The 13,875-nt window shown below is 65.4% G+C and carries 12 protein-coding genes; 5 read left to right on the top strand and 7 right to left on the bottom strand.

Annotation, left to right across the window (positions count from 1 at the left end):
* The first annotated feature begins 147 nt into the window (after positions 1-147).
* On the top strand, positions 148-1,251 hold the full coding sequence (locus tag ACVMB1_RS17435; RefSeq protein ID WP_076824845.1) for an IS4 family transposase: 1,104 nt from the start codon (positions 148-150) through the stop codon (positions 1,249-1,251).
* Between the two features lie 220 nt (positions 1,252-1,471).
* Here the strand turns inward: ACVMB1_RS17435 and ACVMB1_RS17430 are convergent, their stop codons facing one another.
* The 4 genes from ACVMB1_RS17430 to ACVMB1_RS17415 all read right to left on the bottom strand — a co-directional run bounded on the left by ACVMB1_RS17430 (position 1,472) and on the right by ACVMB1_RS17415 (position 6,463).
* A complete protein-coding gene (locus tag ACVMB1_RS17430; protein ID WP_076831652.1) occupies positions 1,472-2,032 on the bottom strand; it encodes a GNAT family N-acetyltransferase in 561 nt (186 codons plus the stop codon).
* Positions 2,033-2,050: 18 nt separating this feature from the next.
* Complete coding sequence (locus ACVMB1_RS17425; protein WP_076831649.1) at positions 2,051-4,408, bottom strand: Orn/Lys/Arg family decarboxylase; 2,358 nt, start codon at positions 4,406-4,408, stop codon at positions 2,051-2,053.
* A 106-nt stretch (positions 4,409-4,514) separates the two neighbouring features.
* Positions 4,515-5,666, bottom strand: a complete 1,152-nt coding sequence (locus tag ACVMB1_RS17420; RefSeq protein WP_456848768.1) for a DJ-1/PfpI family protein — start codon at positions 5,664-5,666, stop codon at positions 4,515-4,517.
* 200 nt (positions 5,667-5,866) lie between these two features.
* Complete coding sequence (locus ACVMB1_RS17415) at positions 5,867-6,463, bottom strand: tetratricopeptide repeat protein (RefSeq protein WP_076831644.1); 597 nt, start codon at positions 6,461-6,463, stop codon at positions 5,867-5,869.
* 257 nt (positions 6,464-6,720) lie between these two features.
* On the opposite strand from ACVMB1_RS17415, the gene ACVMB1_RS17410 reads away from it, so the two are divergent.
* Positions 6,721-7,107: an ester cyclase gene (locus tag ACVMB1_RS17410; RefSeq protein ID WP_076831641.1), complete on the top strand. Its 387-nt coding sequence runs from the start codon at positions 6,721-6,723 to the stop codon at positions 7,105-7,107.
* A 28-nt stretch (positions 7,108-7,135) separates the two neighbouring features.
* Here the strand turns inward: ACVMB1_RS17410 and ACVMB1_RS17405 are convergent, their stop codons facing one another.
* Together ACVMB1_RS17405 and ACVMB1_RS17400 are read right to left on the bottom strand one after the other, a co-directional pair.
* Entirely contained in the window at positions 7,136-8,869 is a 1,734-nt protein-coding gene (locus ACVMB1_RS17405; protein WP_076831638.1) for an adenylate/guanylate cyclase domain-containing protein, read from the bottom strand.
* Between the two features lie 129 nt (positions 8,870-8,998).
* A complete protein-coding gene (locus tag ACVMB1_RS17400) occupies positions 8,999-9,553 on the bottom strand; it encodes a PAS domain-containing protein (RefSeq protein ID WP_057019672.1) in 555 nt (184 codons plus the stop codon).
* A 486-nt stretch (positions 9,554-10,039) separates the two neighbouring features.
* Between ACVMB1_RS17400 and ACVMB1_RS17395 the strand changes: the two genes are divergently transcribed.
* Together ACVMB1_RS17395 and ACVMB1_RS17390 are read left to right on the top strand one after the other, a co-directional pair.
* On the top strand, positions 10,040-10,837 hold the full coding sequence (locus ACVMB1_RS17395) for a rhomboid family intramembrane serine protease (RefSeq protein ID WP_057019671.1): 798 nt from the start codon (positions 10,040-10,042) through the stop codon (positions 10,835-10,837).
* A 191-nt stretch (positions 10,838-11,028) separates the two neighbouring features.
* Positions 11,029-11,457, top strand: coding sequence for a CBS domain-containing protein (locus ACVMB1_RS17390; protein WP_057019670.1), 429 nt, complete (start codon positions 11,029-11,031; stop codon positions 11,455-11,457).
* A 3-nt stretch (positions 11,458-11,460) separates the two neighbouring features.
* On the opposite strand, the gene ACVMB1_RS17385 is transcribed toward ACVMB1_RS17390, so the two are convergent.
* Complete coding sequence (locus tag ACVMB1_RS17385; RefSeq protein WP_057019669.1) at positions 11,461-12,507, bottom strand: patatin-like phospholipase family protein; 1,047 nt, start codon at positions 12,505-12,507, stop codon at positions 11,461-11,463.
* 278 nt (positions 12,508-12,785) lie between these two features.
* On the opposite strand from ACVMB1_RS17385, the gene ACVMB1_RS17380 reads away from it, so the two are divergent.
* Positions 12,786-13,862, top strand: a complete 1,077-nt coding sequence (locus ACVMB1_RS17380) for a hypothetical protein (protein ID WP_028342693.1) — start codon at positions 12,786-12,788, stop codon at positions 13,860-13,862.
* Positions 13,863-13,875 lie beyond the last annotated feature (13 nt).

The following is a 13,875-nucleotide window of genomic DNA, read 5'->3' as shown; positions in this document are numbered from 1 at the left end:
CCCATAACCACCGAAGGTGATTATTGCGCGACGCTGGGGCCACAGCCTTCCTTGCCAATCCAATCCTGTGGTTATGGGTCCCGGCCTTCGCCCAAAGGCGCTAAAATAGGATTTGCGCCTTGGATTCGCTTGTGATTCCAAGATGGAATGGCACACGAATCGCTTGTGAACAAAGATTGGGCGCGCGTTGTCGCCCGACTTGGCGGAGCCGAGGCTCTGAACATTAGCGCGCGCAAGACGAAGGCGTTTGTCCGTCCGCGGGAGATCAGCAATGCGGTCGACTTGCTGCGCCTGATCTTGGCTTATTGCCTTGGTGAGAAAGGGCTGCGGTTGACGGCGGCATGGGCCACGTCGGTTGGGCTTGTCGATATCTCCAACGTGGCTCTGTTGTATCGCTTACGTCAGTGCGGAGATTGGCTGGCAATCTTGGTCGAGCAGGCGCTTGCCGCCGCGGCGCCGAAGGCGAGCCGCGGTCGTCTGATCCGTATTGTTGACGCCACGACGGTCCCCAAGGCTGGGACGAGCGGCAGGAACAAGAACGCAGTGTGGCGTATCCATAGCGCGTTCGATCTTCCGCAGGAGCGCTTTGGTCACTTCGAACTGACCGATCAGCGAGCGGGCGAGACGCTGGATCGGATACCGGCGGTTGCCGGTGAGATCCGTCTTGCCGATCGCGCCTATCTGCAACCGGAGCGCATGGCGCATCTCGTCGATGCCGATGCGGACTTCGTGATCCGGGCCGGCTGGAAGAGCGCGCGCTGGCTCGATGCCGAAGGTAATCTTGTTGACCTCACTGCCGAACTGCGCAACGCCTCGGCGCGTGGCCTGATCGATCGGCCGATTTGGATAAAGCGCAAGTCAGGTGCGCCGCCGCTCGCAGTGCGTCTGGTTGCCGCGAAGAAGCCGGCGCAAGCTGCTGCGGCTGCGCGACGCAAGGCGCGCCGGACTGCACAAAAGGGAGGTCATCAGCTCTCCAGGCAAACACTTGACGCCGCAGATTGGGTGATCCTGGTGACCTCACTCAGGCCAGAGGACTTCACGACTGCAGATATCCTCGCCCTCTATCGGCTGCGATGGCGCATTGAGCTCGGCTTCAAGCGGCTGAAAAGCCTGATTGGCCTGAAGGGACCTCCCGGAACCGACGAGCGGTCCGCCAGACCCCATATCCTCGCTCATCTGCTGATCATTCTATTGCTCGAGCCGCTCGTCGACGAACTCGAAGACTCTCCCCGCTTGGCCGACGCCGCCTGACCCACCCAGTGACGTGGCGTCTGCTGCGCCAGCTCGTCGCTTCGCTACGGCAAGCGATCATTCCACAGCCCGCAATCGCTCTACTCTGCAGAGCCAGTCACGCTCTCCGGCGACATCTACGCGAGCCACCCAGACATAAGCGCCACTATCAGACTATGATCAAACTATCTTAGCGCCTATGGGCCTTCGCCGGGACGACGAATGGAAAGTGTCGTGCCCATCACCGTCGCGACAGCGGCGCGGGGGGCGGTGGGGCGGTGGCGCCGGCGGCGAGGGAGCGCTGCACCATCACGGTGTCGGACCAGCGGCCATACCGATAGGCGACACCGGGCAAATGCCCGACGCGGGCGAAGCCGAAGCGGTCGTGCAGCGCGAGCGAGGCGGCGTTGTCGCTGTCGATGTAGCCGATCATCTGGCGGAAGCCGGCGGCGGCGCAGGTGTCGATCAGCTCCTGCAGCAGCCGGCCGCCGACGCGCTGGCCGGTGAAGCGGTGATGCACATAGATCGAATGCTTCACCGTGTAGCGGTAGGCCGGACGCTTGCGGAACAGCACGACATAGGCATAGCCAACCACCTCGCCGTCACAGATTGCGACGAGGTGGGGCAGGCGGGTGTTGCGCAGATTCTTGCGGCGGTCGCGCAGATCGTCGGGCTCCGGCGTGCCGCTGTCGTCGACGCTTTCCTCGACGCCGCGGCGGATATGTTGGCGGTAGATCGACAGCATGGCGTCGACGTCGCTGTCGCGGGAAGGACGGACGGTGATCTTGTGATCATTCTCCATTGTGTTGCGTCCGTTCGCCTATTCGGACACGACATAGGTGTAGAAGCGGACACGGCCGGAGTCGTCGATCTCCTTGTAGATGCCCTGGACCTCGACCTCGAAGCCCGGGAACGCATTGAAGCTCGCCTCGAACATCTTCAGGTAATCGATCATTGGCTTGCTGCGTTCCGACAGCCGCTCGCCGGGCACGATGGTGGCGATGCCGGGCGGGTAGACCACGAACGGCGTCGCGGCGACGCGGCCGAAGATCTGGTCGATCGGCAGATAGTCGACATCGTTGCGGATGAGATATTGTGCGGCCTGGCGCGGCGACATCGCGATCTCGGGCAGGTGCTCGGGCAGGAATTGCCTGGCCTGCAGCGTGCTGACGCCGCCGTCGCGGAAGAAGCGGTGCATGTCGCCGCAGAGGTCGCGCAGCCGCACCCCGGTGTAGCGTTGCGGGCGACGGCGGAAGAATTCGGGGATGACGTCCTCGATCAGCGCGTTGTCGTCGTGCAGCTTCTTGAAGGCGACGAGCCCCGACACCAGTGTGCCGGCCTTGCTGGCCTCGACGCCGGGCGTCAGCAGGAACAGCAGCGAGTTGAGGTCGTTCTTCTCGGCGACGATCTGGTTCTCGCGCAGATATTGCGCCACCACCGGCGCGGGGATGCCGTGATCGGCATAGGCGCCGGTGGCGTGATCGAAGCCCGGCGTCAGCAATGTGAGCTTGTTCGGGTCGGTCATCGCGAAGCCCGCGGTCAGCTCGGGAAAGCCGTGCCAGGTCTCGCCGGGACTGAGCTGCCAGTAGGACGGATTGGTCGCGAGCTGATCGGTCGAGATCGTCTCCCAGGCGACATTGTGCACGCCGTTCTCGCGCGCGACGTCGGGGATCTTCACGCGATCCGGCACGAACGGCTCGAAGAACCAGCGCCGCTCGGGGCGCGTCTCCTTCTCCTCGAACTCGCGCTTCACGGCGCGGATCTTCTTGCGCAGCTCGATGCCGAGCCGGATCGTGTCGTCCCACAAGACTTCGCCGGAGCGGCCCTTCATCATCTGCGCGCCGACATCGAGCGAGGCGAACAGCGGGTAGAACGGCGACGTCGAGGCGTGCTGCATGAAGCTTTCGTTGAAGCGGCGATGCTCGACCCGGCGCTTCTGGCCCTTGATGTGGCGGTCGCGGATGTGGATCTGCGAGGCCTGCGAGAAGCTCGCGAGCTGCTTGTGGGTCGATTGGGTCGCAATGATGCCGGGCGCCTCGGGGCCGAGATCGGACAGTCCCATGGCGAAGCGGCCGGCATAGATCGGGTGGAATTTCATGAAGCCGGCCCAGGCCTCGTCGAACAGGATGTAGTCGCAGAGATGGCCGATCCGCTTGAGGATCATCTCGGCCGAGTGGATGGTGCCGTCATAGGTACACTGCTCGACCACGGCGACCCGGAACGGACGCTCCTTCTTCCAGGCGTTCTCGTCCTTGACCAGCGGGTGCTTGCGGATGTGGTCGCGCAGCGTGCCCTCGTCGAGCAGGTCCCAGCGCATCGGCCCGATCAGGCCCCAGGCGTTGCGCACCGTCGGCACGTAGACCGGGATGCCGCCGCCGATCAAAAGCGCGCCGTGATGCGCGGCCTTGTGGTTGTTGCGGTCGAACAGCACGAGGTCGCCGTCGGTGACCAGCGAGCCGAGCGCGACCTTGTTGGAGGTCGAGGTGCCGTTGAGCACGAAATACGTCTTTTCAGCGCCGAAGATCCGGGCCGCCTCCTTCTGCGCCCGCAGCGCCGGCCCTTCGTGGGTGAGGAGGTCGCCGAGGTCGAGCACGGAATTGTCGAGGTCGTCGCGGAACACCGCTTCGCCAAGGTGTTCGACGAACACCCGTCCGATTGGGCTGCGGCTGTAGAACACGCCGCCATTGTGGCCCGGGCAGGTCCAGAGCTGGTTGCCTTCCTCGGCATAGTCGACCAGGGCGCCGAAGAACGGCGTCTTCAAATTCTCGGCATATTGCTTCAGCCTGGAGATCAGGTTCTTGGCGATGAAGGGCGGGGTTTCCTCGGACAGGAACACGTAGCCGTCGATGAAATCGAGCACCTCGACCGGCAGGTCCTCGAACCGCTTGCGCCGGATCAACAGGATGATCGGGAAGTCGAGGCCGCGCCGGCGCATCAGGTTGATCAGCGCCGCGGTCTTGCCCTCAAGTCCCTTCTTGCCCCAATCGACCACCATGCAGCCGATCGCGGCGTCGGTCTGCACCGCGATCTCGGCATCCTCCAGCTTGCGGGCGCGAACCACCTCGAAGCCGGAGCGCTCGATCTCGGCGATGATCTGGTTGAAGCGGATGCCCTCGAGGTCGTCGGCCTCGAACACCGGCGCAGCGAACAGGAAGTTGAAGCGTTTGAAATAGTCCATGCGTGTCCCCGAACTGGTCCGGCGCTGACGTGTCGGCACAATTCATGACAGGCAGATGACAATGGGGCGGATGGGGGATCGAATACGTTGTTGGGGACGCAATCCCTCACTGCACGGCGTCAGCCCGTGGATATTCGAGCTGCGCGACGACGAAATCGGCCGTATCACGGCCATAGCGTGTCTCGATCCCGGCAAGCGCCCGGTCGAGCGCCTGCGCGGGCGGCGCGGTGCCGACCGCGGGCAGCAGACGATCTGCGGACCAATCCGGCGCCACGACTTGCGGATAGACGCGCAGGCCGTTGCGGGTCGTGACGACGTCGTCGGTCGCGGCGAAGGTCACGGCATGCGAGCGGTAGGTGCGCGACCAGCTGTCGGCGACCAGCGCCAGCGAGACCTCGTCGACGCCGGGGGCAAGCGCGAGGCCGAGCTGTTCCCGGTTCCAGAACGCCAGCGTGTTCCGGATGGCGGTCAGCGCGAAGGGACGCGTGAACTTGAAGGCGTTGCTGTCATGCCGCGCGTCCCAGCCGGGCAGGCCGATCTCGCGCGCGACGGCCTCAGCCCTGGTACGGCCGGCGATCGCCTCGATCAGGGTCAGCGACATCGGCATCGAGGCCGAAATCCCGGTCGTCGTCGCGACGCCGTGGTCGACCACGATGCGGCGGTCGGCGACATAGCGGATCTCAGGATGTTTGCTGCGCCAGTTCTTCAGGTAAAACCAGTGCGTGGTGGCGCGCCTGCCGTCGAGCAGGCCGGTCGAGGCGAGCACCTTGGCGCCGGCGCAGACGGCGACGATCACGGCGCCTTTCTCCGCCTGCTGCCGGACCCATTGCATGACCGCCGGATCGTCGTCGCGGCTCATCGCCGGCACGATAACGTAGTCGGCGCCGTCGCCATGTGCGGCATCGAATGCGGCGATGGTCGCATCAGGCTCGACCTTCAGCACCGGGAACAGCGCGACTGGACCGGGTCCCGTCGCCAGCGTGACGACATCGGCAACATCGGCGCGCTTGAGGATGCCGTAGGGCATCAGATAGTCGGTGGTCTCGGTCATGTCGTTGATGCCGGGTATCGCGATCAGCGGGCGCGACCGCTTCGGCGGCTTCAGCGCCGCGAGCATCGCGTCGTGCTCTTGCGTCGCGATCGGCGGCGGAACGCGGAACGCCGATGCGGCGGGCAGGGTGAAGAGCCAGATGCCGCCGATGATTGGAACCAGCGCGGCAACGGCGATGCCGCTCCACGCGAGAAGCCGCCAGGTCATGATGATCGATCTCAGAATATCCGCGTGCGTCGCCCGGCACGCAAGCTACTCGCTGGTCACGTCGACCAAAACGGCGAAATTCCCGCAAAAACGGACACGCGAACAACGCGGCTCACAGGCATAGCCCGGACAAGCGACAGCGACATCCGGGGCGGTCCTTCCCCGCATGTCGCTCCGCTCATGCGGGCTACGCGACGCGCTCAGTAGACGAGGTTCGTACCCGGCGGCTTTTCCAGTGCCGCCGCCAGCGTCCGATACTCTTCGCATTCGGTGCCACAGATCTCGGCGATCCGCTGCAGATGATACTGCGCCTGGTCGCGGTTTCCCTGTTCGATCTGCCACAGGCCGTAGTAGTTCCACGTCAGGACGTGGTTCGGATCGGCCTTGAGCGCACGTTCGTACCAGACCTGCGATTGCTTGTAGTCGCCGAGCTTGCGATAGGAGTAGCCAATCAGGTTCGCGACGTTCGGCTGATCATCGCGGCCGAGTGCGTGCAACTGATCGATCGCGGCGGCGTAGTCGTTGCGTTCGTAGATTGTCGCATAGGCTGCGCGATAGCCGTCGCGGAACGCCGGGTCTTCGAAGCCGGACTGCTTGAAGGGCTTCTTGACCTTGTGCGTGGTCTTTCTGTCCTTCTGCTGGGGATAGGACGGCGCGGGAGTGCCGTAGCTCGACCCGTATGGGTCGCCACCACCACCACCGCCGCCACCTCCGCCAGCCGCGACGGCGGTCTGCGGTGGGAACAGAATGATCGGCGCTGTCAGGAATGCCGCAAGCATCATCGGTGACTTGATCATGTACGCCTCCGATTTGACAAGGACAGTTATTGACCTGAAGCACTAACTCCCGATCGCGCGAGACATTCCGCGCGGTTTGAGAAATTGTTTGCCGAAGCGGCAATCGCACTGTCTCTTCGGGACGTCGCGCTTTCACGTGCACGCTGGCTGAGTGTTTCGTTCGCGCCATCGGACATCGGAGTCGAAACTGACATCGGTGTTAGAATCGCACTCAGATGCTCAATGGCCATCTGGACCCGCGGCAAGGAGGACGATCGATGATGAAAACGGACCTCGCCGAGATCTACCGGAACTACATTGCCTGTTTGAATCGCCAGGACTGGCCGCAACTCGGTCAGTTCGTTGACGAGGATGTGTGCCACAACGGCCGGCGGCTCGGGTTATCCGGCTATCGCGCGATGCTGGAAGGGGACTTTCGCGACATCCCGGACCTTCGCTTCAACATCGTTCTGCTGGTGTCGGATGCGTCCAACGTCGCGAGCCGGCTGGCGTTCGACTGTTCGCCGAAGGGCGCGTTCCTCGGTCTCGGCGTCAACGGCAAGCGCGTCTCGTTTGCCGAAAACGTGTTCTATGAATTCCGCGACGGGAAGATCGTGCAGGTCTGGTCGGTGATCGACAAGGTTGCGATCGAGGCCCAGCTGTAGCGGCGGAGCCTGGATGAGCGTGACGCCGCTACTTCCGCTCCGGATGCCAGGCGCCGTCCCAATCGGCCGCCGGCGGATCTTGCCTGAACGCTGCGACGCGCGCCTTCATGGCGATCGACGGGCCGTCGCCGGGCGCCGCCGCCAGCGCCGCGGCGAAGGCTTGCTCGGCGTCATCCCAGCGGCGCTCGCGATAGGCGGCGAGACCATCCGCGTAACGCTGCCGCAACTCGGTCTGCGCCGGCGTCAGTTCGTCCTTCTTGCCGAGGATCTCGAACACCGCGACCGGCTGGGTCTGCCCCATCACCACGAGGCGGTCGATCTCGCGCAGCTCGATGGTTGCGGCGCAGGCCGCGGCGGTGGCCTCCGAGATCAGGCTGCGGCTGCCGTAGAACTTGTTGGCGCCTTCCAGCCGCGAGGCGAGGTTCACGGTGTCGCCGAGCACGGTGTAGCTCATCATGAACTCGGAGCCGATGCTGCCGACCAGGGCCTCGCCGGTGGCGATCCCGATCCGGATGTCGCAATCGGCCGGAATCACGCGGACGCCGAGCAGTTCCGGCAGATCCTTGCGCAGCTGGTTGACCTGGCCGATCATGTCGATGGCGGCAAGCGCGGCCAGATGGGTCTGCTCGGCCTCCTCGACGAAGGGCGCGCCCCAATAGGCCATGATGGCGTCGCCGATATATTTGTCGATGATGCCGCGATGCGCATGGACCGGCGCCGACATCGTCGACAGGTAGAGGTTCATGATCTTGACGAGGCCGCTCGGCGTCACGCCCTCGCTCAGGCTGGTGAAGCCCTTCATGTCGCAGAACATCACCGTCATGACGCGGCGCTGTCCTTCGGTCGCGGCGATCGCGGGCTGTTCGAGCAGGCCCTCGGCGATCCGCGGATTGATGTAGCGGCCAAACGTCTCGCGGATGCGCTGGTTGTGCCGCAGCGTCTCGATCATGCGGTTGAAGGCGGCCGACAGCTGGCCGATCTCGTCCTGGGTCGTGATGGTGATGGCGCCGTCGAGGCGGCCGGCCTCGACCTCGCGGGTGCTTTCGAGCAGGCGCATCACCGGCCGCGTGATGCCGCTGCCGACCAGCATCGCGAACACGAAGCCGAGGATCGCGGCAATGGCGGTCACGACGCCGGAGATGATGATCGCCCGCTGCTGGGCACTCATCACCTTCGCAGCGGCGGAAGCGACCTGCGCCAGCATGTCGGCACGGATGCCCTCGATCCTGGTGTTGAAGTCGTCGCGCAGGGCGTCGGCGCGCAGCGTGGTCGCTTTCGCCGCCGCAAAGTCCTTGGCGTCGATTTGCTCGAGCAGCGTCTTGTTCTCTGCGTTCAGGCGCATCAACAGGTCGTTGACGGCATTGTCGATGCGGTCATCGAGGCGTCCGAGCGCGGCGTTGTCGGATGGCGTCGAGGGATCGGCGATGATCGCATCGATCAGCGTGCGCGCGGCGTCGGCCTCGCGCTTGATCAGGGGCTCGATCTCGTCGAAGGCCTTGCGCGCGCTTTCGTAGCCGGAGTCTTCGCCCGGCGCCTGCATCTTCGCCATCATCATCCGGCGCATGGCGAGCGACCGCTCCAGCGCGCGGATGTTGACGCGGGCGAGGTGGCCATAGGCGGGGATGTAGCGGTTGGTGAGCTCGTCGAGGAGATGGCCGACCTGGCCCGCCATCACCATCGACAGCAGCGAGGTGACCACCGCGAGGATGATGAGTCCCGCGGCAATGCCGACGATCTTCTGCCTGATCGAATTCCGAAACATGCCCAACCCGGCCGCAGCTGCAATGAGCGGGTCCACCCCGCCGTGGCGGCCAGACAGCTAATAGAGTTCCGCGGGGCGGGGTGCAAGCGACCGGCGCCTGCCATCCCGTCCCCAGGCGGGTGCCGGCGGCTAGCGCAGGCCCTCGTAGACCATCAGGCCGCGCGCGATGGCGAGCTTGCGCAGGGTCCGCGGCACGAACCGCTCCTGGGGATGCAGGTAACGCCACGAGGTCAGCACCAGGTCGTGCAGCCGGCCGACGTCGTCCTCGAACGGGGCGAGCAGGCCGGTGAGGCTCGCCGGCATGTGGACGCGGCTCGTGAAGGGCAGCAGCAGCAGCTCGAGATGCGCCTTGGCGCCGCTCTCGGTCGTGGCGGTGATGCCGGCGATGGCCGGCAGGGTCTCTTCGACGACGCAGGTGATGATGTCTTCGATCTCGCCGCGGCTCGCACCGGTGAACAGGGCGGAAAAGCTCCGGTTCTTGAGGTCGCAACCGAGCAGGGCGGAGGTGCGGGTGCCGGCGACGCGGAACGGAAATCGGGTCTCGCCGTCATAGGACAGCACGAAGATGTCGGACAGCAGTTCGCGTACCGCGGACGGCTCGAACTCACTCCGGTCAGGTGCACGTGCGGTGCCGCGCTTCGCATTCCAATATGCGAAGAACTCGCGGCTCGAGCTGTGTTTCATCTAAACCTTGCCCGGCACCTGTCTCGGCGGGACACATCTGTCCCGGTTTTGCTCAGGCGCCTTCCCTTCTCTGTTGTGCAGGGAAGGCTGTGCAGCGTCCATGCCGTGGCCGCGCTTTGGGCGGCTTATCGGCAGCTTTGTGTTGTTAACGTAAATTTAACTATGTCCTTGGCCCCCGCGGAACCAGTGGGTAGGGTCCGCGCGTTCCCGTTCGCGCCGGCTGCCCCAAGCGCCGGCGCCGTTGGTACACAGGTGGCGTCAAACAGTTTGGTCACCGTGCGGGGAGGGTGGGGATTTTCTCCCGATCCCTCCGGGGCACGAGAAAGACCAGCAGACCAGGGAGGGCGTTCTCAGCGCCCTCCCTTTTCTTTTGTCCCGATTCCGCACTGCGCGACACCCGGTGTCCGATTTTGGGATTGTGCACTTGCACAGGGGTGCGAAAGCCGCCTATCTCTGATCCACCGCCGCATCGAGGTCGCCGACCCCTTGGACTCCCATCCCGAATCCCCGCTCGCGCCGCCGCCGGAGGCGCCGCGCGAGCCGATCCTGACCTTGCCGCCGGCGCTCACCGCCTACATCCTCCTGATCGCGGTGATTCATCTGCGGGTGCTGCTGCCGCCGGAGCTGGAGAACTGGACCATCGACGTCTTCGGCTTCATCCCGAAGCGCTACGATTCGACGCTGCTCGACATCACCTTTCCGGGCGGCGAAGGCGCCAAGGTCTGGACCTTCGTCACCTATTCGCTGCTGCACGCCAACCTCACCCATATCGGCTTCAACGTGCTGTGGTTGCTGCCGTTCGGCAGCGCGCTGGCGCGGCGCTTCGGCGCGCTGCGTTTCTTTGTCTTCATGGCGGTGACGGCGGCCGCCGGGGCGCTTGCGCATCTGTTGACCCATGAGCACGCGATCGCGCCGATGATCGGAGCGTCGGCTTCGGTGTCGGGGACGATGGCGGCGGCGATCCGCTTTGCCTTCGTGAAGGGCAGCTTCCTGTCGTTCAGCCGTGGCGATGCCGAGGCGGCGGCCAAGGTGCCTGCGCTGTCGCTGTGGCGGGCGCTGCGCAACGGACGGGTGCTCGCCTTCCTGGCGATATGGTTCGGCGTCAACATCCTGTTCGGCGCCACCTCGCTGTCGCTCGGCGGCGAGGGCGCGAGCGTCGCCTGGCAGGCGCATATCGGCGGCTTCCTCGCCGGACTGCTGCTGTTCTCGTTGTTCGATCCGGTGCCGCGCACGCGGGACGATGCTGCAGATGCGTCGTCGGTGGATCAGTCGGGGCGCGTCTGATCGCCGCTTGCGGCCTGGATCGAATTCCTCCATCATCTTTGTGACGCAGAAACAAAGCGGGCCGACAAATCGAGCCCTGCTACTCGCCGCGCCCCGGAACCGAAATCGGCGCGGAACTGTTGATTGAAGACTCTGGCGAACAGGCTCGGCTCCGCTCAAGCGGGGCGCGAGCGGATTCAGGGAGGCCGACAATGACGGTACGTTCCATTCTCGATGCAAAAGGCCATCAGGTCATGAGCGTCGCGCCCGGCGCGAAGCTCTCGGCCGCGGTCAAGCTGCTCGGCGAGCGTAGGATCGGCGCGGTGCTGGTGATGGAGCAGAGCCGCATGGAGGGCATCCTGTCGGAGCGCGACATCGTGCGCGTGCTCTCTGAGCGCGGCGCGGGCGCGCTGGACGAACCGGTCAGCGCGGTCATGACCAAGAAGGTCGTGAGCTGCCGCGAGTCCGATACGGTCAGCGGCATCATGGAGATGATGACCACGGGGAAATTCCGCCATCTTCCTGTCGTCGAGGACGGCAAGGTGGTCGGGCTGATCTCGATCGGCGACATCGTCAAGCGGCGCGTCGAGGAATATGAGCGCGAGCAGGAGGCGTTGCGCGACTACATCAAGACCGCCTGAGCGCTACTTCCCGGTGCTGCCCGCGCCGCTAGACGGCGGCGCCAGGATGTCGATCGCTTCCTCGATTGCGCTGATGGAGCGTTCGGCGGCGCGTATCCCGTGCGCGATCAGGTCGTCGGCGCGGTGGAAGTCGAACCAGCCGATCTGACCGACCCGCGGCGAGATCAGCATATCAGGCGGATCGCCGGCAAGGCGTGCGCGGGTGATGCGGTCCTGCATGATGTTGAAGGCGTCGACCATGACGCTCGAGATGCCGGGCCGGCTGGCGCTGCCGAAAAACTCCCGCTTCACGGTACGTTCGGCGGAGAAGAAGCGGCCAAACCGGCGCTTCGGCGGCTCCGGCTCAAGTTCGGCCTCGGCGGTCACCGCAACCGTCACCTCCGGCGCGGCGGACGGGCCGTGATTGTAGATCGTGGTCGAGTGCGCGAACACGTCGCTGGAGAGGTTCGCCGCAATGACGATCTCGGCGCCGAGCGCGCGCGCGGCCGAGACCGGCACCGGATTGACCAGCGCGCCGTCGACCAACCAGCGGTCGCCGATCAGGACCGGCGCGAAGATGCCGGGCAGGGCGTAGGAGGCGCGCATGGCGTCGACGACGCGACCCTGGGTCAGCCAGATCTCGTGCCCGGTGCGCACTTCGGTGGCGACGCTGGCGAACTTGACCGTGAGGTCCTCGATCATGACCTGGCCCAACGCAGCCTCGATCTCGGCGGCCAGCTTGGCGCCGCGGATCAGGCCGGAGCCGTTGAGGCGGATGTCGAGGTAGCCGAGCACGCTGCGCGGCTGCAGGCCGCGCGCCCATTGCTCCAGCGTCTCGATATGGCCGGCCGCATAGGCGCCACCGACCACGGAGCCGATCGAGGTGCCGACCACCACATTGGGGACGATGCCGTGGGCCAGCAGGGTCTTGATGATGCCGATATGGGCAAAGCCGCGCGCGGCGCCGCCGCCGAGCGCAAGCCCGATGACCGGCCGGCGAACCGTTCCCAGGCCTACCTTGTCGGGGCCGTCGGAGCTCTTGTGGCCTCGGCCCATCCAGCTATCCAACACGACAAATCTCCTGCCAGCGCGAGACTAGGCTGCGCAGCATGGCTGCGCCAGCGTCGTCCGTCTTCATGGTTAGTCCCACAGGCACGATTCATGCCCCGGGTAGTCCGCGGTAGGCAGGGAATGTGACTGGACCGCGACGATAGGGCTAACATCGGCTTGATCGCGCGGTTCCAAATGGCGGGCACCGCCCACCCGGACTGTGACAAAGCCTTGGACGCCCCCTGGATCCCCTTGGACGAAGGCTTGAATTTGCCGCGTTTTCGTTGAAAAGCATGATGATGACTTCGAGGGGCAACGGCATCGGCGGATGCGGACGGGGCATGCGGCTCCTTCCGCTGTTGACGCTTGCGGCATTTTTGCTCGCCCTGATCCCCGGTTCCGTATCTGCACAGTTCTTCAGCGACCGGCCGCCGCCGATTCCGCCCGCCTCGGTCCCGGAGGTGCCGTCCGGTCCGGCGCTCAACCTGGCGCCGCCATCGGGCGGCGGTTCAGGGCCCGTTCTGCCTGGTCCGCTGAACCAGCCGACCATCGTCCAGCCCTCGATTGCGACCGTGCCGCCGGTGGTAGCAGCGCCGCCGGCCGGGTCGCCGGCCGCGGGGCAGGCGGTGCTGTCGCTGACGGCGCGGTACGGCAAGGACCTGCCGGTCATCAATGCCGGGCTGGTGTGGCGGGTGTTCGCCGACAAACCTGACGACAACGGCACCTACAAGCTGGTCCGCGAAGAGCGCGGGGCGACGCCCAACGTGGTACTGCCGCCCGGCAACTATGTCGTCCATGTCGCGCTCGGCCTCGTCAGCGCGGTGCGCGCCGTCAGCCTGAAGTCGGAGACCGACCGCGAGTCCTTCGTGCTGCCGGCCGGGGGCCTGCGGATCGAGGGTCGGGTCGGCAGCAGCAAGATCCCCGCCAACCAGATCTCGTTTGCGATCTACAAGGGCAGCCAGTTCGACGGTTCGGACCGTGGACCGATGGTGCCGAACGTTGCCGCCGGCGACGTCGCGCTGCTGCCCGAGGGCACCTACTACATCGTCTCCAACTATGGCGACGCCAACTCGGTGGTGCGCTCCGACATTCGCGTCGGGGCGGGCAAGCTGACCGACGTCACCGTCACCCATCGCGCCGCCGTCATCACCCTCAAGCTGGTCAGCGAGCGGGGCGGCGAGGCGCTTGCCAACACCGCCTGGTCGGTGATCACGCCGGGCGGCGACGTGATCAAGGAATCGATCGGCGCGTTCCCGCGTGTCGTGCTCTCCGAGGGCGAGTATCGCGCGATCGCCAAGAACGAAGGCAAGGTGTTCGAGCGCCCCTTCAATGTCGTCAACGGTGTCGATGGCGAAGTCGAGGTCGTGGCGCGCTGACGTCCGGCCGGTC

Source organism: Bradyrhizobium sp. USDA 4504 (genome assembly GCF_054063995.1).
The sequence above is the reverse complement of the archived record's forward strand: the minus strand, read 5'-3'. Positions and strand labels throughout refer to the sequence as shown.